At 75.2% G+C, this 24,819-nt stretch carries 24 protein-coding genes; 8 read left to right on the top strand and 16 right to left on the bottom strand.

All coding sequences use genetic code 11. From position 1 onward, the window contains the following. The first annotated feature begins 142 nt into the window (after positions 1 to 142). A complete protein-coding gene (locus EV384_RS18295) occupies positions 143 to 1,549 on the top strand; it encodes a glycosyltransferase family 4 protein (protein WP_130334964.1) in 1,407 nt (468 codons plus the stop codon). 165 nt (positions 1,550 to 1,714) lie between these two features. Here the strand turns inward: EV384_RS18295 and EV384_RS18290 are convergent, their stop codons facing one another. The 4 genes from EV384_RS18290 to EV384_RS34900 all read right to left on the bottom strand — a co-directional run bounded on the left by EV384_RS18290 (position 1,715) and on the right by EV384_RS34900 (position 6,853). Further along, positions 1,715 to 2,998 carry a citrate synthase gene (locus EV384_RS18290; protein ID WP_130334962.1) on the bottom strand — a complete coding sequence of 428 codons (1,284 nt, stop codon included), beginning with the start codon at positions 2,996 to 2,998 and terminating at the stop codon, positions 1,715 to 1,717. Positions 2,999 to 3,239: 241 nt separating this feature from the next. After that, positions 3,240 to 5,285, bottom strand: coding sequence for a sulfatase-like hydrolase/transferase (locus EV384_RS18285; RefSeq protein WP_130334960.1), 2,046 nt, complete (start codon positions 5,283 to 5,285; stop codon positions 3,240 to 3,242). Beyond that, positions 5,278 to 6,687 carry a class I SAM-dependent methyltransferase gene (locus EV384_RS18280; RefSeq protein ID WP_130334958.1) on the bottom strand — a complete coding sequence of 470 codons (1,410 nt, stop codon included), beginning with the start codon at positions 6,685 to 6,687 and terminating at the stop codon, positions 5,278 to 5,280. Before EV384_RS18280 ends, EV384_RS18285 begins: the two co-directional genes overlap by 8 nt. Positions 6,688 to 6,703: 16 nt before the next feature. Then, positions 6,704 to 6,853, bottom strand: coding sequence for a hypothetical protein (locus EV384_RS34900; RefSeq protein ID WP_165439974.1), 150 nt, complete (start codon positions 6,851 to 6,853; stop codon positions 6,704 to 6,706). Positions 6,854 to 7,036: 183 nt separating this feature from the next. Between EV384_RS34900 and EV384_RS18275 the strand changes: the two genes are divergently transcribed. Next, positions 7,037 to 7,432, top strand: a complete 396-nt coding sequence (locus EV384_RS18275; protein ID WP_130334956.1) for a VOC family protein — start codon at positions 7,037 to 7,039, stop codon at positions 7,430 to 7,432. Positions 7,433 to 7,453: 21 nt separating this feature from the next. On the opposite strand, the gene EV384_RS18270 is transcribed toward EV384_RS18275, so the two are convergent. Further along, a complete protein-coding gene (locus EV384_RS18270; RefSeq protein WP_130334954.1) occupies positions 7,454 to 8,134 on the bottom strand; it encodes a helix-turn-helix transcriptional regulator in 681 nt (226 codons plus the stop codon). Between the two features lie 37 nt (positions 8,135 to 8,171). Between EV384_RS18270 and EV384_RS18265 the strand changes: the two genes are divergently transcribed. Next, a complete protein-coding gene (locus tag EV384_RS18265) occupies positions 8,172 to 9,017 on the top strand; it encodes an arginase family protein (protein WP_130334952.1) in 846 nt (281 codons plus the stop codon). Positions 9,018 to 9,072: 55 nt separating this feature from the next. Here EV384_RS18265 and EV384_RS18260 read toward each other — a convergent pair whose 3' ends face one another. Genes EV384_RS18260 through EV384_RS18245 form a run of 4 tightly spaced genes read right to left on the bottom strand, consistent with a single transcriptional unit; the run spans position 9,073 to position 14,998 of the window. Further along, positions 9,073 to 10,302: a glycosyltransferase gene (locus EV384_RS18260; protein WP_130334950.1), complete on the bottom strand. Its 1,230-nt coding sequence runs from the start codon at positions 10,300 to 10,302 to the stop codon at positions 9,073 to 9,075. A 3-nt stretch (positions 10,303 to 10,305) separates the two neighbouring features. Then, complete coding sequence (locus EV384_RS18255) at positions 10,306 to 12,729, bottom strand: ArnT family glycosyltransferase (RefSeq protein WP_242624145.1); 2,424 nt, start codon at positions 12,727 to 12,729, stop codon at positions 10,306 to 10,308. 45 nt (positions 12,730 to 12,774) lie between these two features. Continuing rightward, positions 12,775 to 14,280: a sensor histidine kinase gene (locus EV384_RS18250; RefSeq protein ID WP_130334948.1), complete on the bottom strand. Its 1,506-nt coding sequence runs from the start codon at positions 14,278 to 14,280 to the stop codon at positions 12,775 to 12,777. Continuing rightward, positions 14,258 to 14,998, bottom strand: a complete 741-nt coding sequence (locus EV384_RS18245; RefSeq protein WP_130334946.1) for a response regulator transcription factor — start codon at positions 14,996 to 14,998, stop codon at positions 14,258 to 14,260. The genes EV384_RS18250 and EV384_RS18245 overlap by 23 nt, the downstream gene beginning before the upstream one ends. A 272-nt stretch (positions 14,999 to 15,270) precedes the next feature. Here EV384_RS18245 and EV384_RS18240 point away from each other — a divergent pair, with 272 nt between their 5' ends. Continuing rightward, positions 15,271 to 16,128, top strand: coding sequence for an FAD:protein FMN transferase (locus EV384_RS18240; protein ID WP_130334944.1), 858 nt, complete (start codon positions 15,271 to 15,273; stop codon positions 16,126 to 16,128). Continuing rightward, on the top strand, positions 16,115 to 16,276 hold the full coding sequence (locus tag EV384_RS18235; RefSeq protein WP_242624571.1) for an SDR family NAD(P)-dependent oxidoreductase: 162 nt from the start codon (positions 16,115 to 16,117) through the stop codon (positions 16,274 to 16,276). The genes EV384_RS18240 and EV384_RS18235 overlap by 14 nt, the downstream gene beginning before the upstream one ends. 11 nt (positions 16,277 to 16,287) lie before the next feature. On the opposite strand, the gene EV384_RS18230 is transcribed toward EV384_RS18235, so the two are convergent. Further along, positions 16,288 to 16,521, bottom strand: a complete 234-nt coding sequence (locus EV384_RS18230; protein WP_130334942.1) for a hypothetical protein — start codon at positions 16,519 to 16,521, stop codon at positions 16,288 to 16,290. Positions 16,522 to 16,697: 176 nt separating this feature from the next. Here EV384_RS18230 and EV384_RS18225 point away from each other — a divergent pair, with 176 nt between their 5' ends. Together EV384_RS18225 and EV384_RS18220 are read left to right on the top strand one after the other, a co-directional pair. Beyond that, on the top strand, positions 16,698 to 17,642 hold the full coding sequence (locus EV384_RS18225; RefSeq protein ID WP_130334940.1) for a serine/threonine-protein kinase: 945 nt from the start codon (positions 16,698 to 16,700) through the stop codon (positions 17,640 to 17,642). A gap of 77 nt (positions 17,643 to 17,719) precedes the next feature. Beyond that, entirely contained in the window at positions 17,720 to 18,145 is a 426-nt protein-coding gene (locus EV384_RS18220; protein ID WP_130334938.1) for an OsmC family protein, read from the top strand. A 10-nt stretch (positions 18,146 to 18,155) separates the two neighbouring features. Here EV384_RS18220 and EV384_RS18215 read toward each other — a convergent pair whose 3' ends face one another. Beyond that, the gene (locus tag EV384_RS18215) at positions 18,156 to 19,106 is read right to left on the bottom strand and encodes an endonuclease/exonuclease/phosphatase family protein (protein WP_242624144.1); all 951 of its coding nucleotides are present in this window, start codon (positions 19,104 to 19,106) and stop codon (positions 18,156 to 18,158) included. A gap of 342 nt (positions 19,107 to 19,448) precedes the next feature. On the opposite strand from EV384_RS18215, the gene EV384_RS18210 reads away from it, so the two are divergent. Then, positions 19,449 to 20,294 (top strand): hypothetical protein, encoded by an 846-nt coding sequence (locus EV384_RS18210; RefSeq protein WP_207232359.1) that lies wholly within the window; start codon positions 19,449 to 19,451, stop codon positions 20,292 to 20,294. 7 nt (positions 20,295 to 20,301) lie between these two features. Here the strand turns inward: EV384_RS18210 and EV384_RS18205 are convergent, their stop codons facing one another. The 5 genes from EV384_RS18205 to EV384_RS18185 all read right to left on the bottom strand — a co-directional run bounded on the left by EV384_RS18205 (position 20,302) and on the right by EV384_RS18185 (position 24,788). Further along, positions 20,302 to 20,850, bottom strand: coding sequence for an ATPase (locus EV384_RS18205; protein WP_130334936.1), 549 nt, complete (start codon positions 20,848 to 20,850; stop codon positions 20,302 to 20,304). 181 nt (positions 20,851 to 21,031) lie between these two features. Beyond that, on the bottom strand, positions 21,032 to 21,478 hold the full coding sequence (locus EV384_RS18200; protein WP_130334934.1) for a response regulator: 447 nt from the start codon (positions 21,476 to 21,478) through the stop codon (positions 21,032 to 21,034). Between the two features lie 71 nt (positions 21,479 to 21,549). Beyond that, positions 21,550 to 21,918 carry an STAS domain-containing protein gene (locus tag EV384_RS18195; protein ID WP_242624143.1) on the bottom strand — a complete coding sequence of 123 codons (369 nt, stop codon included), beginning with the start codon at positions 21,916 to 21,918 and terminating at the stop codon, positions 21,550 to 21,552. Between the two features lie 66 nt (positions 21,919 to 21,984). Then, positions 21,985 to 23,031, bottom strand: a complete 1,047-nt coding sequence (locus EV384_RS18190) for a cobalamin B12-binding domain-containing protein (protein ID WP_130334932.1) — start codon at positions 23,029 to 23,031, stop codon at positions 21,985 to 21,987. After that, positions 23,028 to 24,788, bottom strand: coding sequence for a PP2C family protein-serine/threonine phosphatase (locus EV384_RS18185; protein ID WP_130334930.1), 1,761 nt, complete (start codon positions 24,786 to 24,788; stop codon positions 23,028 to 23,030). Before EV384_RS18185 ends, EV384_RS18190 begins: the two co-directional genes overlap by 4 nt. Positions 24,789 to 24,819 lie beyond the last annotated feature (31 nt).

The raw sequence follows: 24,819 nt of genomic DNA, 5'->3' as shown, positions 1-24,819 counted from the left end.
AGATGCGCGGGACCGCGTGATGCCCTTTCCTTGATGCGGACGCGCCCGCGCGGGCGGGTCCGCTCGGCCTCTCGGCCCCCTCCACCCTCTTTCCGCCGCCACCGTTGCCGGCGCGATCCTTCGTGCATGGACGGAGATTGATGTGACCACCCTGCGGGTCGGCGAGCAGTCCGCCACCGCCACGGACCGGTCCCACCGGCCCACCCTGACCTCCCGGCCCCAGCTCCCGCAGCAGAGCCCCGACTCCGGCGTGCCCCCGCGGACCCGCCGCATCCTGATGCTCTCCTGGGAGTACCCGCCGGTGCTGGTGGGCGGGCTCGGCCGGCACGTGCACGCGCTGTCGGTGGCCCTGGCCGCCGCCGGCCACGAGGTCACCGTGGTCACCCGGCACGCCGAGGGCGCCCCGCTGGAGGAGTACGCCGACGGCGTCCGCATCGTCCGCGCCGCCGCGGACCCGGTCACCTTCCCGCTCGCCACCGGTTCGCTGCTGGCCTGGACGATGGCGTTCAACCACACGCTCACCCGGGCGGCGCTGCGCGCCGCCGAGTCCGGCGCGTACGACGTGATCCACGCCCACGACTGGCTGGTCGCGCACACCGCCATGACCCTGCGCGAGCACCTGGACGTGCCGCTGGTCAGCACCATCCACGCCACCGAGGCCGGTCGGCACCAGGGCTGGCTGCCGGAGGAGATGAACCGCACCATCCACGGCGTCGAGCAGTGGCTGGCCGCTGAGTCCGGCCGGGTGATCGTCTGCTCCGGCTACATGCGCGACGAGGTGACCGCGCTCTTCGGCGTGCCCGCCGCGCGGGTAGACGTGGTGCCCAACGGGGTCGAGCCGCAGCGCTGGCGGGCGCCGGTCGAAGCGGTCGCCGCCGCCCGGGCCCGCTTCGCCGGGGACGGCCCGCTGGTCGCCTTCGCCGGCCGGCTGGTCTACGAGAAGGGCGTGCAGCACCTGCTCGCCGGGCTGCCCCGGCTGCGCGAGCGGCACCCCGGGCTGCGCGCGGTGATCGTCGGCGACGGGCCGTACCGGCCGGCCCTCGAAGCCGAGGTGCACCGGCTCGGCCTGGGCGGCGCGGTGAGCATGCCCGGCTTCCTCGGCGGGGCCGAGCTGCCCGCGGTGATGGCCGCCTCGGACTGCTTCGCGGTGCCGAGCATCTACGAGCCGTTCGGCATGGTGGCCCTGGAGGGCGCCGCGGCCGGCGCGCCGCTGGCGGTGGCGCGCACCGGCGGGCTGGCCGAGATCGTCGAGCCCGGCGTGACCGGGATGACCTTCGCCCCTCAGGACCCGGACGGCCTGACCGAGGCGGTGCACGCCCTGCTGTCGGACCGCGAGCGCGCCCGCGCGCTGGCCCGACGGGCCCGCACCATGGTCCACGAGCAGTACGGCTGGTCGGCCATCGCGGCCCGCACCGGCGCCGCCTACGCCGCCGCCATCGCCCGGGACCCCCAGTTCACCGCCGAACGCGCCGAGCACCACATGACCCTCGGCCGGGCCCTCCCCCCAACCCCCGAGGGCAACCTCCTGGCCGCCGCCGGCCTCCGCTGACCCACCCCGCACCCCCGGTCCGCGCCGATCTTGCACTTCAGGCCCCCGATCCGCCGGACATGTCGGACCTGACCGGGCGCCAAGTGCAAGATCGGCGTCACGGGACGACGAAGGCCGCCGAGCCCCGGGTGGGGTCGGCGGCCTTCGTGGTGCGGGTGGGGCGGGTCAGCGCTCCGCGGCCGGCGGGTAGTCGCGCTCGGGGTAGCCGGTGTAGATCTGCCGCGGGCGGCCGATCTTGGTCTCCGGGTCGTTGATCATCTCGCGCCACTGGGCGATCCAGCCGGGCAGCCGGCCCAGGGCGAAGAGCACCGTGAACATCTTCGTCGGGAAGCCCATGGCCTTGTAGATCAGGCCGGTGTAGAAGTCTACGTTCGGGTAGAGCCGCCGGGAGACGAAGAAGTCGTCGGCGAGAGCGATCTCCTCCAGCTCCATCGCGAGGTCCAGCAGCGGGTCCGGCTTGGCCATCCGGCCCAGCACGTCCTGCGCGGCCTTCTTGACGATGGCGGCGCGCGGGTCGTAGTTCTTGTAGACGCGGTGGCCGAAGCCCATCAGCTTCACGCCGGTCTGCTTGTCCTTCACCTTCTGCACGAAGGAGCGGACGTCGTCGCCGTCGGCGTGGATCTTCTGCAGCATCTCCAGCACGGCCTGGTTGGCGCCGCCGTGCAGCGGGCCGAAGAGCGCGTTCACGCCGGCCGAGACCGAGGCGAAGAGGTTGGCGTTGCTGGAGCCGACGAGGCGCACGGTCGAGGTGGAGCAGTTCTGCTCGTGGTCGGCGTGCAGGATGAAGAGCATGTCCAGCACCCGGGCCATCACCGGGTCGACCTCGTACGGCTCCGCCGGCACGCCGAAGGTCATCCGGAGGAAGTTCTCCACGTAGCCAAGCGAGTTGTCCGGGTACAGCAGCGGCTGGCCGATCGACTTCTTGTAGGCGTACGAGGCGATGGTGGGGACCTTCGCCATCAGCCGGACCGTCGACATCTCCACGTGATCGGAGTCGAACGGGTCCAGGCTGTCCTGGTAGAAGGTGGAGATGGCGCTGACCGCCGACGACAGCACGGCCATCGGGTGGGCGTCGCGCGGGAAGCCGTCGAAGAAGCGGCGCATCTCCTCGTGCAGCAGCGAGTGCCGCCGGATCCGCTCGCTGAACTCGGTCAGCTGCTGCTGGGTCGGCAACTCGCCGTAGATCAGCAGGTAGGAGACCTCCAGGAAGGAGGACTTCGCGGCCAGCTGCTCGATCGGGTACCCGCGGTACCGGAGAATGCCCGCGTCACCGTCGATGTAGGTGATCGCGGACGAGCAGGACGCGGTGTTGACGAAACCGGGGTCGTAGGTGGTCATCCCGGTTTCCTTGAGCAGATGGCTCACCCCGATGCCGGCGGGGCCCTCGACCGCGGACTGGACCGGCATCGACAGCTGCCCACCGGGGTGGTCGAGCTTGACTTCCGTCATGTGTTCCTCGCTTCGCCGGCAAGATCTTCGTTGAATTGCCTTCGCTTTTACCGTAATCGCGGTATCGGGGACACCGCCCGTCGTGGTTCCGCGGTGAGGTATGCGTCACCCGATTCCCGACTTGCCGGCGCGGAAACCCTGTGCAAGCTCGCGCCCGCCCAGCGTCGGGCGGCGGGCGGAAACGGGGCACGCGGGGCCGGGGCGGCGGCCCGGAGGGGCGGCCGGGGGCGGGGATCCGGCGTCAGGAGAGGGCGAGCCGGCGCAGCGCGCCGTCGGCGCCCACCCGGTAGAGGTCGAGGCGGTTGGCGCCGGCGGTGAAGAGCCGGTCGTCGGGCATCAACGCGGCGAACCGCCGGCCACCCCGGTCCGGCGGCACCACCGGGACGACCGCACCGACCGTGCCGTTGACCGCCACCGCCAGCATCGTCCCGTCCGGCACGGCGGCGGGCACGGTCCCCCAGACCAGGGCCGGCAGCTCGCCGTGGGCCGGGTCGACGGCGCGGAACGCGGCGAGGTTCGCCACCTTCGCCCTACCGCCCGCCGGCCGCTCCCCCACCCGGGTGCCGACCAGCGGGCTCGGGGCCGGCGTGGCCGGCGGCGACGGCACCCCGCCGGTGATCGGAACCGGCTGGCCGGGGCGGTCGTAGAAACGCTTCTCCGCGCCCGCGCGGGGGGCCTGCCGGGCGGACCGGCCGTCCATCCGCCACGGGATCCGCAGGTGGGTGTAATCGGCGATGGTGGGCAGCAGGTCGACGTGCTCCCAGTTGCGGTCGTCCACCCGGCCGGCGCGCTGGCCGGGCTCCTTGACGAACATCGGCACCCAGGCCACCTGGTCGGCGGCGTGGTTGATCGCGTCCATCCCCCGGCCCTGCCAGTCCCTGCGGAAGCTCACCCCGTGGTCGGCGGTGACCAGGACGAGGGCCTTGTCGTAGAGGCCGGTGGCGCGCAGCGTACGCAGCGTCTCGCCGATCAGCCGGTCGGTGTAGCCGAGCTGGGCGAGGTGCCGCTGGCGGGCCAGGTCCACCCAGCCGACGCCGTCGTTGGGCAGGTCCTCGGGCGCGGCGTAGTGCGCCCCGGAGGGCAGGTACGCCCACGGCGAGTGCGGCATCAGCAGGTGCAGGAAGTGCAGGGTGGGGCGGGACGACGGACGCAGCCCGGCCAGGAAGCTGGTGAACCGGACCGGCTGGTTGTCGTCGAGGGTGTCCCAGCGGAACTTCGGGTCGGCCGGCACCGGCTCGGCGGCGTCCAGGCCGGCCTCGGCGCGGGTCAGCTCGCGGTAGGAGTCCTCCGGGTCGATTCGGCTGTCCACCGGGGCGGTCACCTGGCGCAGCAGCCGGCCGCTCTCCCGGACCAGCACGCCGAACCCCTGCTCCGGACTGGCCGGCTGCTCGCAGCGGCTGGGTGGGCAGAGCCGGGTGATGCTCTCCTCGGCCTTGACGTCGTACAGCCCGCCGAGGGCGGTGAAGAGGTTGTCCGGGTACTGCGAGTAGTGCGGGGCGAACGGCTCGGCCGGATAGCGGCCGGTGAGCATGGCCGGCAGCGCGTACGGGGTCCAGCCGCTGACCCCGGTGGCGTTGCGGTACCAGGTGGAACCCTGCGCCAGCTCGGCGAAGTGCGGGTAACGGGTGGCGTCGATCTTCCCGTCCGGGCCGAGCAGCGAGACCAGCGGCAGCTCGTCCAGGACGATCATGACCACCGGCGGGTGGGCGCCCGGGCCGGCGACCCCGGCGGCGCCGGCGTGCGCCCGGGGCAGCACCACCGCCGAGGCCGGCGAGGCGAAGAGGAAGAGGCCGACGAAGACCGGCGGCCCGAGCGCCGCCACCCGCAGCACGCGGCCGGGCGCCCGCCAGCGCCGGTGCGCGGCCGCCCCGACCGCGCCGACCAGGACGGCGACCAGCAGCAGCGGTACGCCCCGCAGCGGCGTGCCGTGCCGCCCGACCTGGACGGCGAGGGCGGCCAGCAGCAGCCCGACGAGCAGCGTGTGCACCGCCGCCCGGGTGGCCCGCCCGGCGACCAGGCTGACCGCGCCGAGCAGCGCGAACGGCAGGGTCGGCGCGATCGCGATCAGCGCCACCAGGAGCAGGATGTCGCTCCGCGAGGCGCGGTGGAACAGGAAGAAGTCGGGGCTGCGGCCGAGCACGTCCAGCAGCGGCTGGGTGACCACCAGGCCGACCAGCGCGACCACCTCGAACAGCCGGCCCAGCTCCGCCCGCCAGGGTCGGCCCGGCCGTGGTGGGGCGGGCGGGGCCGGCCGGACGTCGGGCGGCGAGAGGGTGCCCTCAGCCACCCACCACCGCCTCGTAGAGCGTCCGGGTGCCGGAGGGCAGCTCCGCGCGCCGGGTGATCCGGCAGCGCGCCGCGAGCAGTCGCTCGAACGCGTCGCGCCGGTACTCGGGGAAGATCCCGTCGGGCTTGTTGGCCAGCAGCCGGCGGGCCATCGGGTCCTCCGGGTGGACGAACTCCACCACCAGCGTCGCGCCGGGCGCGCCCAGCCCGGCGAGCTGGTCGACCACCTCCGCCAGCGGCACGTTCCGCCCGATCGCCAGGTGGTGCACCACGGCCAGGGCGAGCACCACGTCGGCCCGGGTCCGGTCGGCGAAGCCGGCCCGCTCGACGCCGCGCCACCCGCCGCCGGGCGACGGGTCGGCCAGGTCCATCACCAGCGGCAGGATCCGCCGCTCCCCCTCGGCGCGCAGCGCCCGGTAGAGCTCGTCGACCACCGCCGGGTCCTGCTCGACGGCGACCACGTACCCCGCGTGCCGGGCGGCGATCCGGGCGTACCGGCCGTCGTTGGCGCCCAGGTCGAGGGCCAGCGCCGGGGTGCCCGTGCCGGCCACCGCCTCCGCGACGAACCGCTCCTTGGCCTGCCGGTCCTGTGCCGAGTAGCCGCAGGTGCGCTGGTAGTCCGACCAGTGGCTGCGCCCCGCCCGGTGATCCAGCCGGCGGACCAGCTTCTCGATGCCCCGGACCGTCGCCGAGGCCAGCTCCCGGGAGTAGCCGGCGGCCCGCAGCTGGGCCCGGACGTCGGTGGTGGTGGCGCGGGCGTTGCGCTGCTGCATGGCGCCGTGCAGGTGCACGTGGGTGAGCACGCCGGGCAGCAGCCGCCGGGCGCCGCCGAAGAGCCGGCGCAGCTGGTCCGGCTCGATGCCGTCCACCCGGGCGCGCAGCCACGGCTGGAAGTCGACGCCGAGGTGGGCCTGGAGCAGCAGCGGATAGAGCAGCGTCTGACAGAACTGGCGGTAGCCGGCCCAGGGTTCCCCCGGGGGCAGCGGCGTGAAGGAGCCCACGTCGATGAAGACCGGGGACGCGCCGCACCACTGGAGGTTGTACGCCGAGCCGTCCTTGGTGGTGAACCCGGCGCCGAGCGCCGCGCGCAGGATCTCCAGGTGCAGCAGGGCGGCGTCGCGCAGCATGCCGAACGACCACTCGTACGGGTGCGAGACGAACGGGATCCGCTCGTGCCGGAGCACCGCGGCCCAGGGCGGCGTGGCGGTGGCCTCCTCGGTGCCGCAGACCTTCCCGTCCGCGAGCAGGGTGCGGAAGAAGCCACTGGCCGCCAGGGCCCGCCAATCCTCGGCGGCCCTTTCGTCGAGCCCGCGCAGCACCTCGCCGTCGCGGTGGAAGACCCGGTTGCCCGGATCGCGGAAGGAGCCGGGTTCGACCCGGATGCCGGTGTCGGAGACCGCCATGGTCGGTGCCGGCCGGTCAGCGCTGGTCGGTGGGCTGGCGACGGAACCGGGCGACCAGCCGGCGCCAGTAGAGCTTGGCGGCCACCGCCGCTCCGGCCACGCCGCCGACCACCGCCTGCACGATCAGGCTGCCGGACCCCGCGTCCAGGTAGGCCAGATGCATCACCGGCCGCTCCCTTCCCTCGCCGTCATGGAGGCCGGCCACGATGAGGCATTTGGCCCTTTAAGCCGGACTTGTCTCCTTGACACCGTACGCCGCGCGGGCCGGTCGTGAAGGCCACACCGGTCACTGCGCCCACGTCCGTTCCGTTCAAGACGACCGGCCCCGCCCGCCCCTACCGTGGCCGGCATGACACCTCGCTTCGACCTGATCGGCATGACGGTCACCGACATGGCCCGCACCCTGGACTTCTACCGCCGGCTGGGGCTGGCGATCCCGCCCGGCGCGGAGCGCGAGTCGCACGTGGAGGTCACGCTGGACAACGGCGTCCGGCTGGCGTGGGACACGGTCGACATGATCCGCGGCTTCGACCCGCACTGGACGGCGCCCACCGGAAGCCCCCGGATGAACCTGGCGTTCCGCTGCGCCGACCCGGCCGAGGTCGACCGCTGGTACGCCGAGCTGACCGGGGCGGGACACCACGGCCACCTGGCGCCCTGGGACGCCTTCTGGGGCCAGCGGTACGCGGTCCTCCACGACCCGGACGGCAACGGCGTGGACCTGTTCGCGCCCCTGAAGCCGTGATCGCTGGCCGGGGTCGACGGATCAAACCTTCAACAGCAGGGTCGGTGCAACGCCGGCCAGCTCCCGGACGTCACGGGTGAGGTGGGCCTGGTCGGCGTAGCCGGAGCGGGCAGCCACCTCCGCGAGGGGCGTGCCGGTGCGGGCCAGGGCCAACGCCCGCTGCATGCGCAGGATGCGGGCGAGGGTCTTCGGGCCGTACCCGAAGAGGCTCAGGCTGCGTCGGTGCAGGAGGCGCGGGCCGAGACCGACCTCGGCGGCGGTCGCGGTGACGCTGGTCCCGGCGGCGAGCAGCGCGGCGACCCGTACGCCGAGCGGGTCCGGCCCCCCGGCGGCGGCCAGCCGGGCGGCGACGACGGCCTCCAGCCCGACCGCGGTCGGCCGCTCGCCCAGCCGCTCGGCGACGTCGGTCGCCGCTCGGCCCCAGACCGCGTCCAGCGGCACCCGGCGGTCGCGCAGCTCGTCGGCGGGGACGCCGAAGACGGCGGGACCGATGCCCGGTGGCAGCCGCAGCCCGAGCCACCGCTCCCCCGGCGTGGGGTCGGTGAGGTACGCGGTGCGGTCCGGGCCGGCGACGAGGAGCCCGGACCGGCTGGACCAGAGCAGGTCCAGGCAGCCGTCCGGCAACACCCGGGCGGGCGCGCCGTCGCTGACGCTGGTCCAGCGCACCGCGCCGGGCAGGGCGGCGGGGAACTCCCCGTACATGCCGCCCAGCCTGCCACGCCCGGGCTAGCCTGCGGCAGTGCGATGGACGGTGCTGGACGCGGCGCTGGACTCCTCGGGCCGGAGTCGGGGCGAGGAACGCGCGCCGGGCGCGCTGCGGGCGGCCGGCCTGCTGGCGCGGCTCGACGGGCGGGACGGCGGAGCGGTCGACGCGCGGATCGACGATCCGCGGCGGGACCCGGCCACCGGCCTGATCGGCGCCGCGCAGGTGCGCCGGGCGAGCAGAGCGATCGCCGCGGGGGTGGCGGAGGTGCGGGCCGCCGGAGAGCGTCCGCTGGTGCTCGGCGGGGACTGCACGATCCTGCTGGGCGTCTTCCTCGGCCTGCCCGCCGGTACGGGCCTGTGGTTCCTGGACGGTCACGCCGACTTCTTCGACGGCCGGACGTCGGAGACCGGCGAGGGGGCGGACATGGAGCTGTCCATCCTCACCGGTCACGGCCCCGACCTGTTCGGCCGGGCGCTGGTCGACCCCGCGCAGGTCCGGCTGGTCGGCCACCGCCCGCCCGACGACGATGCGAGCCGCCGGGAGGCCGACCGGGTCGACCCCCGGGTGCTCCAGCTCCCGGCGCCCGCGCTGCGGCGACGCGGCGCCGCGGAGGTCGGCCGGGAGCTGGCCGGGGACGGCGTCGCGCCGGCCTGGCTCCACCTCGACCTCGACGTGCTCGACCCGCGTGCGCTGCCCGCGGTGACCTACCCCGAGCCCGGCGGCCTCGACTGGGACGACCTGCTCGCGCTGGTCGGACCGCTCGTTCGGTCCGAGCGACTGCTCGGGATGAGCGTGGCCGACCTCAACGCCGACGAGGACCCCGACGGGCGCCACGCGCGGCGCCTCGTCGAGGTCCTCTCGACCGCTCTCGCCTGCTGACCGTCGGTGCCGGTGCCGCCCGGCAGGATCGCGCTGGGCAGCCTGGCCCGGGCGGTCAGGGGCGACGGTGGTGCATGCCGAGCCGGAGCAGGAGGAACCGCAGCGCGGTGGCGGCCAGGTTGGCCGCGACCAGGACCGCCAGCTCCACCGGGCGGGGCGGCTCGGCGGTCACGCCGTGCAGGGCGGCGAGGGAGCCGCTGGTCAGGGCGAGCCCCAGAGCGAAGGCGGCCAGCCCCTGCAGGTGGTGCCGGGCGGCGTGCCGGCGGCCGGTGATGCCGAAGGTGAGCCGGCGGTTGGCGGCGGTGTTGGCCACCGCGGTCACCAGCAGGGCCAGCAGGTTCGCCGCCTGCGCCCCCAACGCACCCCGGGTCGCCACGAAGAGCACCAGGTACGCCAGCGTGCTGGCCACCCCGACCGCGGCGAACCGGGCGAGCTGCCGGGGCAGCCCGACCGGCACCTGCGCCGGCGGCGCGGCCAGCGGCGCCCGACCGAGCTGCTCGCGTAGCTCCGCCAACGGCAGCGCCCCGGTGACCAGGGCACGGGCCAGCCGGCCGATGCCCCGCAGGTCGGCCAGGGCGGTGGCGGCGATGTCCACCCGGCTGTCCGGGTCGTCCACCCAGTCCACCGGCACCTCATGGATGCGCAGGCCGGCCCGCTGGGCGAGGACCAGCAGCTCGGTGTCGAAGAACCAGCCGGTGTCCTGCACCAGCGGCAGCAGCCCGGCCGCCACGTCGGCGCGGATCGCCTTGAACCCGCACTGCGCGTCGGAGAAGCGCACCGCCAGGGTGCCGCGCAGCAGCAGGTTGTAGCCGCGGGAGATCACCTCCCGCTTGGCGCCCCGGACCACCCGGCTGGTCCGCGCCAGCCGGGTGCCGATGGCCAGGTCGGAGTGGCCGGAGATGAGCGGCGCCACCAGCGGCAGCAGCGCCGCCAGGTCGGTGGAGAGGTCCACGTCCAGGTACGCCAGCACGGGCGCCGGGGAGGCGGACCAGGCGGCCCGCAGCGCCCGGCCCCGCCCCTTGGCGTCCAGGTGCAGCACCCCGACCTCGGGCAGCTCCGCGGCGAGCGCCTCGGCCACCGCGAGGGTGCCGTCCACGCTGGCGTTGTCCGCCACCGTGATCCGGAACGGGTACGGGAAGTGCGCGGTCAGGTGGGCGTGCAGCCGCCGGACGCAGGGGCCGAGGTCGGCCTCCTCGTTGTAGACCGGCACCACCACGTCCAGCACCGCGGTGGGCGTCGTCGGCCGGGCCTGCACCGCCGCCCGGGGGGCGCTCGGAAAGGTCATCGCTCAGCCCTCCGTTCCGCTGGTCAGGTCGTAGACGGTGACCCCGTCGACGGTCTTCGCGGTGAAGCTCTCCGCGACCCAGGAGGCGATCTCCTGGGAGGCGGAGCTGCCACCGTTGGCCCGGAACCCACCGCCGCCGATGAAGTAGTGGATCTTCCCGTCCGCGACGTACCGCTGGAACTGGGCGAGCGTCGGCGACGGGTCGCTGCCGTTGAAGCCGCCGATCGCCATCACCGGCCGCTGGGTGGCGAGCTGGTAGCCGGAGGCGTTGTTCGAACCGATCGTCGCCGCCACCCAGGTGTAGGCGTCGGCGTCGGCCGCCAGCAGGGACTTCAGCTCGGCGCTCGGCTCGCGGGCGTCGAGCAGCCCGCCCATGCCGCCGCCGCGCTGCGCGCGACCGTCGCCGCCGGGGAGCTGCCCCTGCGCGCCGCCGGGGAGGCTCGGGAGCTGCCCGTTCTGCCCACCGCCGGGGAACGCCGGAAGCTGGCCGTCCTGGCCGGTGGCGCCGTTCTGGCCGCCGCCCGGGAAACCCGGGAACTGGCCACCGCCGGGGAGTTCCATGCCGCCCGGCAGCCGGCCGCCCTGGAACCCACCGCGGCCGGGGCCGAAGGCGCCCTGCACGAACGGTCCCGCGGTCGGGATCGAGCCGGTGTGCGGCGTCGACGCGGTCTCCAGGGAGTACGCCACCGGCCCGGCCAGCGCGGCGGCCGCGCCGAGCGCGAGCACCACCGGAACGGCCCGGCGGGGCAGCCGGTCGGCCAGGACGATCAGCACGGCCGCGGCCAGCCCGACGACCAGCACGGCGGTGCGCAGCCACGGGTGCCAGTCGACGCTGCGGCCGAGCAGCCGCCACGACCACCACGCGGTGACCGCGAGGGTGACGGCGAGGGTGACGGTGGCGGCCAGGGCGCGCCACCGCACGCCGGTCCGGCCGGCGGTGCCCTCGTCGATCGGGTCCGCACCGGAGTCGGTCGACGCCTCGGCCGGGACTTCGCCGGACGCGGCCGGCGGCGCCACGGACGCGGCCGGCCCGCCGGGCGACGGGGCGACCAGGGTGCCGGCGAGCGGCGGGACCGGGCCGGTCGAGACGGCCGGGGCGTACCCGCCGGCCGGGGCGGCGACGGCGGCGGCCGGGGCGATGCGCTCCCGCCACAGCAGGACGGTCCCGATGCCGACCAGGGCGCCGACGGCCGGGGCGAGGGCCACGGTGTAGTAGGCGTGGAAGATCCCGGACATGAAGCTGAAGATCAGCCCGGTCACCAGCAGCCAGCCGCCCCAGAGCACCAACCCGGCCCGTCGCCGGTCGGTCCGCGCCGCCCGGCCCGCCAGCACCAGGCCGGCCACCAGCAGGATCAGCGCCGCCGGCAGCAGCCAGGAGATCTGGCCGCCGACCTCGGTGTCGAACATCCGCAGCCAGCCGGTCTGCCCGGAGAACGGACCACCGCCGCCGCCCGTCGCGCCGCCGCCGACGCTGCCCTCCTCGTCGCCGGTGATCCGGCCGAGGCCGTTGTAGCCGAGGGTCAGCTCCAGGATGCTGTTCCGCTGCGACCCGCCGATGTAGGGGCGGGCGCTCGCCGGGACCAGCTCGACGACCGCCACCCACCAGCCGGCGGCGACCACGACGGCCAGCCCGGACAGCAGCAGCTGCCACACCCGGCGCCCCAGCCCGGTCGGGGCGGCCAGCAGGTACACCCCGGCGAAGACCGGGATCACCACGAACGCCTGGAGCATCTTGGTGAGAAAGCCGAGCCCGACCAGCGCGCCGACCAGGGTGATCCAGCGGGTGCTCGCCGTCTCCACCGCGCGCACCGTGGCGTACGCGGCGGCGACCAGCAGGAACGCCAGCAGGGCGTCGGGGTTGTTGAACCGGGACATCAGGGTCGCCACCGGGGTGGCGGCGAGCACCGCGCCGGCGATCAGTCCGGCCACGGGTCCGTACCAGCGCCGGACGGCGGCGTACAGCACGCCGACCGAGGCGACGCCGAGCAGCGCCTGGGGTACCAGGATCGACCAGCTGCTCAGCCCGAAGATCCGCACGGAGAGGGCCATCAGCCAGAGCGAGGCCGGGGTCTTGTCGACGGTGATCGAGTTGGCCGCGTCGGACGAGCCGTAGAAGAACGCCTTCCAGCTCTCCGAGCCGGCCTGCACGGCGGCCGAGTAGAACGAGTTGGCCCAGCCGGAGGAGCCGAGGCTCCACAGGTAGAGCAGTCCGGTGGCGAGCAGGAGGGCCAGCAGGGCCGGCCGCGCCCAACGAGGGTCGGCCCGGGCGGGCTCGGGCGGCGGACGGTCGCCGTCGGCGCGGACGGGTTCGGGTTCGGCCGCGGTGGGCTTCGGCGCCGGAGCGGCGGCCGGCATGGAGGCCGAGGTGGCGGCCGGTGTGGGCTGCCCGGTCGTGGGCGCGGTCAACAGGCTCTCTGTTCTGTCCATGCCGGCAAGCCTCGGGCGGCCCGCTGACCCGGCCCCGTGAACGACCTATGCGTCGGCTGTGGAAGCCGGCAGCCACACCGTGAAGACCGTGCGGCCGGGGCGGCTGGCCACGTCGACCCGGCCGTGGTGGGCCTCCACCACGGCAGCCACGATGGCCAGGCCGAGCCCGGTGCTGCCGTGCGCCCGCGACCGGGAGCTGTCCCCGCGGGCGAACCGCTCGAAAACGTCTTCCTGCAGGTCGGCCGGGATGCCCGGCCCGTCGTCGGCGACACTGAGTTCGACCCCGCCGGGGACCGGGGCCAGCCGGGTGGTCACGGTCGTGCCGGGTGGGGTGTGCACCCGCGCGTTGGCGAGCAGGTTCGCCACCACCTGGTGCAGCCGGGCCCCGTCCCCGGTCACGGCCATCGGCTCGTCGGGCAGGTCGAGCTGCCAGCGGTGCTCCGGGCCGGCCACGTGCGCGTCGCTGACCGCGTCGACGACCAGCGCGGTCAGGTCGACCGGTTCGGCCGCCAGGGGCCGGCCGGAGTCGAGCCGGGCCAGCAGCAGGAGGTCGTCGACGAGGCTGGTCATCCGGGTGCTCTCCGACTCCACCCGGCGCAGCGCGTGGGCCACGTCCGGCGGCACCCGGTCCCGGCCGCGCCGGGCCACCTCGGCGTACCCGCGGATGGCCGCGAGGGGGGTCCGCAGCTCGTGGCTGGCGTCGGCGACGAACTGGCGTACCCGCGTCTCGCTGGCCTGCCGCGCGGCGAGCGCGGCGGCGACGTGCCCGAGCATCCGGTTGAGCGCGCCGCCGACCTGGCCCACCTCGGTACGCGGGTCGGTGTCGGCCTCCGGCACCCGCACCGACAGCGCCACCTCGCCCCGGTCCAGCGGCAGCTCGGTGACCCGGCTGGCGGTGGCGGCGACCCGGTTCAGCGGGCGCAGGGTGGCCCGGACGATGAGCGCGCCGAGGCTGCCGGCGATCAGCAGCCCGGCGGTGACCACGCCGGCCTGGGCGACGATCATCCACATGACCGTCTCCTCGACGCCGGAGAGGGGGATGGCGACGCCGAGTACGTCGCCGTCGGCCGTCCGATGGGCCACCGCGCGGTAGTCACCGCGGTCGTCGAGCTCAACGGTACGTGGCTGCCCGTCGGTCGGCAGCGCGGCAAGTGAGGTGATGTCGGTGGCCGGAACCGCGTCGACTCCCCCGGATTCGGCTCGGGCCGTCGCCGTCGTGACCCCGTCGGCGACCCGCATCGCGATCGAGCCGGGCGGGAAGCCGCGCGGCGGCTCCAGAGCGGCCGGCTGGGTGCCGGGACCCGGCCGCCGATCGCCGGGCTGCCGGAACCAGGGCGGCAGGTTGTCGGCGCGCCGGTCGCCCATGGTGAGCTGGTTGTCCACCTGGCCGATCAGGAAGTGTCGCAGGGCGACCGTGGTGAGGCCGCCGATGCCGATGCTGACCAGGGCGAGCAGCGCCACCACGGAGACCACCAGCCGGCGGCGCAGCGACCAGCCGGCCAGCCGGCGCCGCAGCCGCCCGGGTCGGTCACTCCGCGGGCTTGAGGACATACCCCGCGCCGCGCAGCGTGTGGATCATCGGCCCGCGGCCCGCGTCGATCTTCTTCCGCAGGTACGAGATGTAGAGCTCGACGACGTTGGCCTGGCCGCCGAAGTCGTAGTTCCAGACCCGGTCGAGGATCTGCGCCTTGCTCAGCACCCGGCGCGGGTTGCGCATCAGGTAGCGGAGCAGTTCGAACTCGGTCGCGGTGAGGGTGATCAGGTCGTCGCCCCGGCGGACCTCGTGGCTGTCCTCGTCCAGGCTGAGGTCGCCGACGGTGAGCACGGCGTCCTCCCGGGTGGCGACCGCGAAGCCGGAGCGGCGCAGCAGCGCGCGCAGCCGGGCGATCACCTCCTCCAGGCTGAACGGCTTGGTGACGTAGTCGTCGCCGCCGACGGTGAGCCCGGCGATCCGCTCCTCCACTGCGTCGCGCGCGGTGAGGAAGAGCACCGGCACGGTGGGGGTCTGCTCGCGCAGTCGGCGCAGCACCTGGAAGCCGTCCAGGTCGGGCAGCATCACGTCGAGCACCACCGCGTCGGGCTGGAACTGCCGGGCGGTGCTCAGCGCCGCCATCCCGTTGCCCGCGCTGCGCACCTGCCAGCCCTCGTAGCGCAGGGCCATCGAGAGCAGGTCGGTCAGCGTCGGCTCGTCGTCGACCACCAGCACCCGCACCGGTTCCCCGTCGGGGCGGCGCAGCTCGATCCGGCCCTGTGTGGCTTGCCCGTCCATGACCATGTCCCCCATCGTGGGTCGCTCCGCTGTGCCGGGCCTGTCCCGATCCTGTGTACCAGCTGTGCGGGCCCGCCGGGACGCTCTCGCGCGAGGCCCGCCGTCGGCCGGTCGTCGACCCTGGATCGGGGCCCCGACAGGTCTCCGCCCCGCCCCCGGTGCCGATCGTGCCCGCTCGTCTGTGACCCCGGCGCCACCCGGCGCGGCCGACGCACAGCGGGGCCACAGGCCCGACCCACGTCCCCTCCAGGCACGGCCCGCAGGCTGCCGAGATGAACCTGAACGGGACCTTCGAGGTCCGCTGGTGGTGGCGGGACCGGCCGGTGCGGGTGGCGGTGACCGAGCGGACGGCGCTGCCGGCGGCCCGGCGCGCGGTGGCGGGCCGGCTGGCCGCGCTGCGCACCGCCGAGTCGGAGCTGGCCCGGGCGCACCGCGCCGCCGGTCGCCCCGTGCCGGTCGGCCCGCTGCTGCGGGACCTGGTGGCGGTGGCGCTCGGCGCGGCCGACGCCAGCGGCGGCGCGGTGGACCCGACCGTCGGCGCGGCCCGGCTGCGCCGGGCGGCGGTCCGGGGGCCGCTGCCGGTCTGCGGCGCCGGGCCGGGGCCGGTGGGCCGGACGGCGGACTGGCGGGCGGTGACGCTGCGCGGGGAGCTGCTGTCGGTACCACCGCCGAGGTGGCTGGACCTGGGCGCCACCGCCACCGCGTACCTGGCGCAGCGCTGCGCCGAGCAGGTTGCGGTCCGGCACCGGACCGGCGTGCTGGTCGCCGTCGGCTCCCGGGTGGCCGCCGCCGGGCCGGCGCCGGACGGCGGCTGGCCGGTCGCGGTCGAGGGCGGGCCGGGCAGCCTGGCGAGCGGCGCCCTGGTCACCGCGGACGGGCATCGGGCGGACGGCGGCGGGGTACGCGACCCGCGTACCGGAGGGGCGCCGGCCTCGCCGTGGGCGGCGGTGACGGTCGCCGCGCCGGACGCGGCGCGGGCCGCGATGCTCGCGGTGGCGGCGCTGGCGCGCGGTCCGGACGGCCCGGAGTGGCTGGCCGGACACGGCGTGCGGGCCTGGCCGGTGGCGCGCCCGGCGGTCCTTCCGCAGCCGGCTACCCGGTGGCAACTTGCCGGGCATGCCCATGGGTGATCCTCGTCCCGGCCCGCTGACCGGCAAGGTCGTCCTGGTGACCGGGGCCGCCCGGGGCATCGGCGCGCACACCGCCCAGCTGGCCGCGGCCCGGGGCGCCCGGCTCGCCCTGGTCGGCCTCGACACCAGCCGCGCCGCCCCGGCCTGACCGCGGCGCCGTCACTCGGTCGCGCCGAGCGGGTCGGTCCGGACGAAACGCATCGTCCAGGTGCCGTACCCGTCCCGGTGGTCCCGCTCGTAGAGGTGGTCCGGTCCGCCGCCGGCCGGCGGCGCGGCGCGGCCGGGATGGCGCATGATCCACCACTGCGGCGGCGCGCCGTCGGGGTCGGCCGGCAGCTCCCGGACCAGGTCGTGGGCGGGTCCGCCGACGAACCGTACGCGCACCTCAGCCACCCGCACACCCTCCGTCCCCGGGCCGGGACCCGTGGTAACCACGCCCCTGGAGGGGAAGCTACCCCGCCGCGGCCGGCCCCGGCCGGCAAACCCGCGGCGGTTTGCCCAGCTCGGGCCCCGGGTACCGCGTCCCGAAGCACCGGGATCGGATCCCGGACGAGGACGAGGAGTGGTCGATGAGGACGCTGGGCGGGCGGTACGAGCTCGAACAGCGCGTCGGCATCGGTGGGATGTCGGAGGTCTGGCGGGCCCACGACCTCGTGCTGGACCGGACGGTCGCGGTGAAGCTGATCTCGCCCAGCCTCGACGAGGCGACGTCGGTGGAGCGGATCCGGGAGGAGGCCCGGTCGGCGGCCCGGCTGGTGCACCCGAACGTGGCCAGCGTGCACGACTTCGGCACCTCGACGACGATGCCCGGCCGCGAGGCGCCGTACATCGTGATGGAGCTGGCCGAGGGCGAGACGCTCGCCGCCCACCTTCGGGAGGGCCCGCTGGACTGGCGGATCGCCGTCCGGGTCTGCGCCGAGGTGAGCGCCGCCCTGGCCGCCGCGCACGCGCACGGCATCGTGCACCGCGACGTGAAGCCGGCGAACGTGATCCTCACCCCGTCGGGCGTGAAGGTCCTCGACTTCGGCATCGCCACCTCGGCGGGCGCGACGGACCACACCCCGGACGGCATCGTGGTGGGCACCCCCGCCTACCTTGCCCCGGAGCAGCTGGACCAGCAGCCCGCCACCCCCGCAGCGGACATGTACGCCCTCGGCGTGCTGCTCTACTACTGCCTGACCGGTCGCCTGCCGTACGCCGCCTGCAGCACCACCCAGCTGCTGGGTGAGCGGAAGCGGCAGGCGCCGGAGCCGCTGCCGGAGATCGAGGGGCTGCCGGCGGAGGTCGCCGACCTGTGCCGGCGCTGCCTGGCCGACGACCCGGACCAGCGCCCCAGCAGCCTGATGGCCGCGCTGCTGCTCGCCGAGGTGGTGGACGCCCGGGTCTACGTGCCGATGCTGACCGCGACGCCCCGGCAGCGGATCGCCCCGGTCTCCCCGTGGACCGACCGGGCGGCGACCGAGTCCACCGAGGCGATGGTCGTCGACCGGCAGCCCACGGAGTGGGCCAGCTGAGTCCTCCCCCGGGCCCCGGCCCGGTTTCAGCGGGTGGGAGCCGGGTAGCCGGGCGGGTGAGTGACGGGAGGAACGCGATGCCGGATCCGAGTTCCTGGCTGCACGAGGCCACCGCGACCGCTGCGGGCGGACACGTACGCACCGACGACGGTGGGCTCTCCACCGCCCTGGCGTCGCCGCTGGCGCCGCACTGCACCGGGCTGAAGCCCGAGCAGCTGCTCGCCGCCGCGTTCGCGTCCTGCCTGCACCACGCGGCGGTGGAGGCTGCCGCCGACATCACCAATGAGGCGCACACGGTCCAGGTGACCGCGGAGGCGAAACTGGGCCGCGACGACGACGGCCGGTACCGGGCCGACGTGCACGCCGAAATCTCCTCGGCCGGGCTGACCCGGGAGCAGTTGGCCGACCTGGTCGCGTACGCGGACCGGCTCTGGCCGTTCTCCAGCGGCGACAACAGCCGGCACCGGCTCACCGTCACCCCGGCGGAGAACGGCCGGCACTGAGCCGCCGGGCTCACCAGCGGAAGCCGGCGGTCACCGCCCGGTGGTCGCTGTCCGGGGTGCGCAGTACGCCGGCCGCCGTCGGTTTCAGCCCCCGGTAGAGCACGTGGTCGGGGCGGGTCACCGGCAGCTCGGCCGGCCAGGTGAAGCCGAAGCCCTGCCCGGCGTCCGCCTGGGCGTCGCGCAGCAGCCGGGTGAGCGGCACGAAGACCCGGTCGGTGGCGGCGGTGTTCAGGTCGCCGAGCACGACCAGTCGCGGGGCGTGGTCGGCACGGACGGTCTTGGCCAGTGTGGCCAGCGTGTCGTCCCGGGTGGCGGTGTGCCCCGCCCGGGCCGAGCCCAGGTGGACCACGTAGACCACCAGGTCGCCGCCCGGGGCGGCGACCACTGCGCGCAGCGCCCGGGTCCAGCCCAGTCCGGTGTCCACGCCGGTGGAGTCCCGGATCGGCCACCGGCTCCACAGGGCGACGGTCGACACGGCGGCCCGGTGCGGGTACCGCTGGCGCAGCGCGGCGTCGACCCGATCGTCGTCGTCGACCTCCTGCAGCGCGATCAGGTCGGCGCCGGAGCCGGCCAGCGGGTCGACGGTGGCGGCGGGGTCGGGATTGCCGGACCGCAGGTTCTGGCTGGCGACGCGGATCGCGGCCGGGCCGGGCCCGGCCGCCGGCGGTAGCCACGCGCCGCCGTAGAGCGCCGCCCAGACGACCGTCGGGAGCAGCACCGCCGCGAGCGCCCGCCGGGACCGGCGCAGCAGCGCGGCGAGCACGAGCAGCGGTACGCCGAGGCCGAGCAGCGGGGTGGCGCTGTCCAGCAGGCTGCCGAAGCCGTACACGTTGGGGACCGCGCGGTGGCCGGCGAGCAGCGCGGCGAGCAGGCCGGCGAGCAGGCCGACGATCAACCCCCGCCGGTCCCGGCGGCCGCGGGGGTCACCGGGCATCCGCTCGTCGATCACACGCTCCGTCACCGTCCGCATCGTATCGAGCGGCGAAGGCGAGGGCGGGCCGATGGCGGCAGCCGGGTCGACCGGGGTCCGGCGGGGCGGACCGGCACCTCCGGCGGAGCGCTCGCCAGCAGGTCGGTGGGGTGGCGCATGGGCCGAACGGGGGAGGTCGGCGCACCCCGTACCGAAGATGATCTTACGCGGGGTTCGCCCCGCTAGATCGGTAATAGCCGACAAAACCGAAACGACCAATGAGCCGGTTTCATGGTTCACCGAGGGTAATGCCCCGGCGGATCGTGGCAAATTGTGGCGCATGCCACCAACCGACCCGATGGCAACCGGCCGGATGCTTTCTAGCCTCGGCGGGTGCATCCCGACGACACCCCCGAGCAGAAGCAGACCGCGAAGAGGCCCGCCGACCGTCCCACCGATGCCGCCTCAGCCGAAAGGACGATCGGCCGGCACCGGGCCCCGGAGCCGCCGCGCCGCGGACCCCTCGCCTCGACCTCGGCCCGGGTCGCCGTCGCCACCGGCGTGACCTGCTGTCTCGGCCTGGTCGCCGTCATCGGTGCCCGGGACACCGGCCAGCGCCACGAGCCCGTACGCGAGGTGATGGCGGACCGGGCGGCGGCCGCCGCCGAGGCGGAGGAGCGCGCCTCCCGTGACTTCCAGCGGACCGCCCCGCCGGTCGCCGTGCCGGTCACCCCGATCCCGGCCGCCACCCCGAGCCCGACGCCGACGAGGAAGGCCGCACGGAAGCCGGTCCGGCCGAAGCGCCCCCGGCCGGTCGCCGGCCTGGACCAGCGCCAGATGGACAACGCCAAGGTGATCGTCGACGTCGGGCGGGACAGGAAGCTGCCGCGCCGGGCCCTGATCGTGGCCATCGCCACCGCGATGCAGGAGAGCAACCTCTACAACCTGGCCAGCGACGTGCTGCCGGAGTCGTACGACTACCCGCACCAGGGCAGCGGCTCCGACCACGACTCGGTCGGGCTGTTCCAGCAGCGGCCCAGCAGCGGCTGGGGCACCGTCGCCGAGCTGATGCGCCCGGCGTACGCGGCCCGGGCGTTCTACGCGGCGCTGGCCGAGGTGCCCGGCTGGGCGGACCTCAGCATCACCGAGGCCGCCCAGGCCGTGCAGGTCTCCGCCTTCCCCGACGCGTACGCCCAGCACGAGGAGCGGGCCACCACCGTGGTCGACGCGCTGATCTGAGCCGCGGTCAGGCCGCGCTCCGCTCGGACGGCGGCTCGACCGGGGCCTCGCCGGCGGCGGTCGCCAGCCGGGTCGCCGGTACCCCGCCGCCGGGCACCGCCGCGGCGGCGGTCGGGGTGTCGGCCGGCACCGGATCCACGGTCAGGCCGGCGAGAAAATGGTCGACCTGGGCCTCCCGCTGCCGGCGGGCCAGCAGCGCCGCCTCGAAGTCGCGGCGGGCCTGCACCGCCTCGGCGTACGCCCGCTCCCGGACCAGGCGTGCCTCGGCGCGGGCGGCGTCGAGTTCGCCACGGGCCCGGGCCAGCAGCGCCGCCTCCCGCTCCACCGCCGTCGCGCCGGCCCGCACGGCCGCCACGTCGCCCGCCTCGGCCGCGCCCCGCCGGTCGAGCAGGTCGCAGAGGTGGGTCGCCTCCTGCCGGATCTGGTCCCACTCACGACCGGCGCCGGCTGCGCTCTCCGCCCGCGCCGCGAGCCGGGTCAACCGGATCCCCAGCTCGTCCAGGCAGGAGTCCACCTGCCGCTGGTCGTAACCGGTCTCAACGACGGAGAACCTCATACTGTCGCCCCCCAGGCAGCTGATGTTTCTTCCCCACCTGCCGATCCTGGGTGCTGCCGGTGACCGCCGGGGCGGTTCAGGAAAAATGTTCAGCATCCGAGGGCGGTCGACGACCGGCGACCGCGCGTGGACAATCCCCGCCCCCGGCACCCCAGCCGGCGGCGATCCGGACGAACGACGCTCAGGAGCGCTTGGGCAGCACGACCACGCGGCCGAAGAACTCGTCGATGCGCCGCACCACGTCGTTGAAGTCGTCGAGGTCGATCGGCTTCGTCACGTACGCGTTGGCCTGCAGCGTGTAGCTGCCGACGATGTCGGTGTCCGCGTTCGACGTGGTGAGCACGACGATCGGGATGGTGCGCAGGTCCTCGTCCTGCTTCACCTCGCCGAGCACCTGCCGGCCGTCCATCCGGGGCATGTTCAGGTCCAGAAGGATCATGTCGGGGCGGCGGGCGTCGATGTGCCGACCCTCGCGCCGGAGGAACTCCATCGCCTCCTGGCCGTCGTTGACCACGTCGATGACCTTCTCGACGTCGGAGTCCTCGAGGGCCTCCTCGATCATCAGGACGTCGCCCGGATCGTCGTCCACCACCAGGATACGAACGGGGCTCGGGCTGCCTGGACCCATCGGTTTACCTGCTTCGTCTCGGTGGCGGAACGGGACCTCTCGGTCACCTGCTGGCGGGGAAATCTAGCCCATCAGGGGCGCGACGGCGAGGCCGGGTCGGGCGTGTCCGCGTCGTAGCGCAGGACCTCGGCGAGCCCGGTCACCTGCAGCACCCGCTCCACCCGCCCGCTGGCCCCGGTGACCCGCAGCCAGCCGCCGTCGGCCGAGGCCCGGTTGTCGCCGCGGACGAACGCCGCGATGCCGGTCGAGTCGCAGAAGGTCAGCTCGGTGAGATCGATCAGCAGGTACCGCTCACCGTCGGCGCGGAGCCGGTCGATCTCGGCGTTCAGCTCGGGGGCGGTGCTCATGTCGAGCTCACCGGCGAGCCGCAGGCACGCCCGACCGTCGGCCCGCTGGGCGTAGGTGACGGTGAACGGCAACGCGGTCCCTCTCGCTCCCACCGCAGGCGAATGCTTGCAGTGCAGCAAGTATAAGCAGGAGGCGTCCCGACGCCCGTACCTGACCGGTCAGCGCCGCGGCCGGCCTGCTGCGCTCACCAGCGCCCGGCCGCCGTCGAGGAACCGCGCCGCCCGGGGAAAGTCCCGCAGCGTCTGTCCATAATGCTCCAGGGTGAGCCCGACCGCACCCGCCGGCACCCCGCGGCTGGTCAGGATCGTCACCAGCCACCCGACGAAGTCGGTGAAGAGGGTGGCGTCGTCGACGTAGAGGGCGGCGGCCAGGAAGTCGATGATGTAGCCCAGGTCGCTGATGGTCGAGTCCAGCTGCGCCGGGGTGTAGTCGTGCACCGCGGGCACCCGCTCCCGCAGGTCCGCCAGCGCGCTGTCGATCAGCTCGCCGCGCCGCCTGACCAGGCTGGCGTACTCGTCGTCGGCGAGGTGGTCGAGCTGGGTCGGCGGTACCCGGCGCAGCGCCCGCTCGTCGGCGACCAGGTCGGCGGCGGTCGGCGCGTCCGGCGCCCACGCCACCCCCAGCCGTCGCGCCCAGCGCCCGTCGTCGCCGAACCCGCGCCCCCCGACCACCACCGGCACGTCGGAGCGGCGACACGCCTCGATCATGCGGTGCGCGTGCGGCAGCCGCATCGGCAGCGCGCAGGCCAGCAGGACCGCGTGCGCGTCGTACCGGTGCAGGTAGGACACCAGGTGCGCGGCGGGGACGCTGGCGCCGAGGAAGGTGACCTGCCAGCCCCGGAGGCGCAGCACCTCGGCCACCAGACGGGGCGGCAGCGCGTGCCACTCGCCGTCCAGGCAGGCGACCACGAGCCGGCCGCGGGTCGGCCGCGGGTTGGCGTACCCGGCGACGGCTGCCACCACCCGCTCGCTGATGTGCGTGGCCGCGTGCTCCTGGGCGACGCTCCACTCGTTGCGCGCCCAGCGCTCCCCCACCTCGGCCTGCGCCGGGGCGACCAGGTCGAGCAGCACCCGCTCCGCCGGCACCCCGGCCTCGAGCAGCCCCAGCGCCACCTCGACGGCGGCGTACTCGTCGGCCTCCTCCAGGGACTGGAGGTAGCCGGGGTAGGCGTGGGCCGGGTCGGTCTCGATGGTCGTGGCGGTCACGCGTAGGTCTCCCTCGAGTGGTCGGGGCGGGCCGGGGCCGGCACCGCGTGCAGGTGTCGGGGCGTCCGCGCCCCCGGACCGGTCGCCCGCAGGGCGAGCACCGCGATGTCGTCGTGGTCACCATGGGCCAGCCAGTCGCAGGTCACCTGCTCGATCCGCTCGGCCAGGGCCGGCGCCGGCATCCGGTGGCAGCCGGAGAGCGCGGTGAACAGCCGCTCGGCGCCGAACTGCTCGTCGCCGCGCCGGCCGCCACGGGCCTCGGTCACCCCGTCGCTGTACAGCAGGCAGGTCTCCCCCGGCTCCAACCGGACGGTGACCTCGCCGATCCGGGGATCCGGCACCACGCCGATCAGCATCCCGCTCAGCGGCACCACCTCGACCTCGCCGGAGGCGCGCAGCACCAGCGGCGGCAGGTGCCCGCCGCCGGCCATCATCAGGCTGAGGCTGCCGTCCCGGTGCGGGCGGACCACCCCGAGCACCATGGTGGCGAACCGCCCCTGTCCGTGCGCCTGGGTGGTCTCCAGCAGCGCGTCGTTGAGCAGCCGCAGCAGGCGTCCGGGGTGCGACTCCACCCGGTGCAGCGCCTGGAGGCACTGCCGGAGCTGGCCGGTGAAGACGGCCGCCTCCACCCCCTTGCCCGACACGTCCCCGAGGAAGAAGACCGAGCCACCGTCGGCCAACCGGTGTGAGCCGTAGAAGTCGCCGCCGATGCGCAACCCCGCCTGCGCCGGCCGGTACGCGGTGCCCCACTGCACTCCGGGCGCCGGGGCCGGCTCCACCGGCACCAGGCTGGCCTGGAGGGTGTCGGCGACCTCGGCCTGGTCGCGGTAGAGCACCGCGGTGGTCAGCGCGGCGCCGGCCCGCGCCGCGAAGGCCCGGACCAGGTGGACGTCGGCCTCGTCGTACCACCGGCTGGCGCGCCGGGCGACGAGCAGCACCCCGGCCGGCATGTCCCGGCCGGGCAGCGGCACGACGCGGGCGGTCGCCTCGGCGGCGGTCATCCCGGGCAGCCAGCCGGCCTCCACCGCCTGCTCGACCAGCCAGTCCAGCGTGTGCGGCTCGATGCCCGCCAGCCCCTCCTCGATCGCCGCGGGCAGGTCGGCGGCGGTCAGCACGCCGCTGTCCACCGCCGGCGCCTCGTCGTCGGACCGGGACGCCCGCCACCAGCGGGCCCGCCCTGAGCGGGGGGCCAGCACCAGCACGGCGACGTCGGAGAGGGTGGGCACCGCGAGCCGCACCACGGCGGCTGCGGCGCGGTCCGGGTGCAGCGGGTTGCCGAGCTTCTCCCCGACCGCGGCGAGGAACGCCGAGCGGGCCCGCTCGGCCAGCAGCGCGTCGGCGCGGCTTACGCTCTCGGTGACGTCCTCGACGTACCAGCAGCAGCGGGCGGCCGAGAGGGGCACCTGCCGCACCCGCAGCCGGTGACCATGGTGGGTGAACTCGGCGGGTCCGCCGCCCGTGAGCGAGGCGAGACCGGCGGCGGCGAGCAGCTCGCCCGGCACGACCTCCGGCAGGAGCCGCTCCGCGACCGGGCTGAGGTGTCGCACCACGCCATCGGCGTCGCAGACGATCAGTCCCTCGCGGAAGTGCTCCACCACCTCGGACCAGTCGGGGGTGGCCGCGCCGCGATCCGGGGCCAGCGGTGGCAGGGTGGACGCCGCCGGGACGCCGGCGGACCGCGCCGAAGCCCGTGCGGTACTCGGCGTGGAGATCCGTCCGTCGCCCGGGTCAGCATCCCTGACGTCGGCAGCAGTCACCAGCTAAGCCCCACTCCTTGTCGACACCCGC

This window comes from Micromonospora kangleipakensis (assembly GCF_004217615.1).
GTDB lineage: Bacteria > Actinomycetota > Actinomycetes > Mycobacteriales > Micromonosporaceae > Micromonospora > Micromonospora kangleipakensis.
This window is presented reverse-complemented; position numbering and strand designations above follow the sequence as displayed.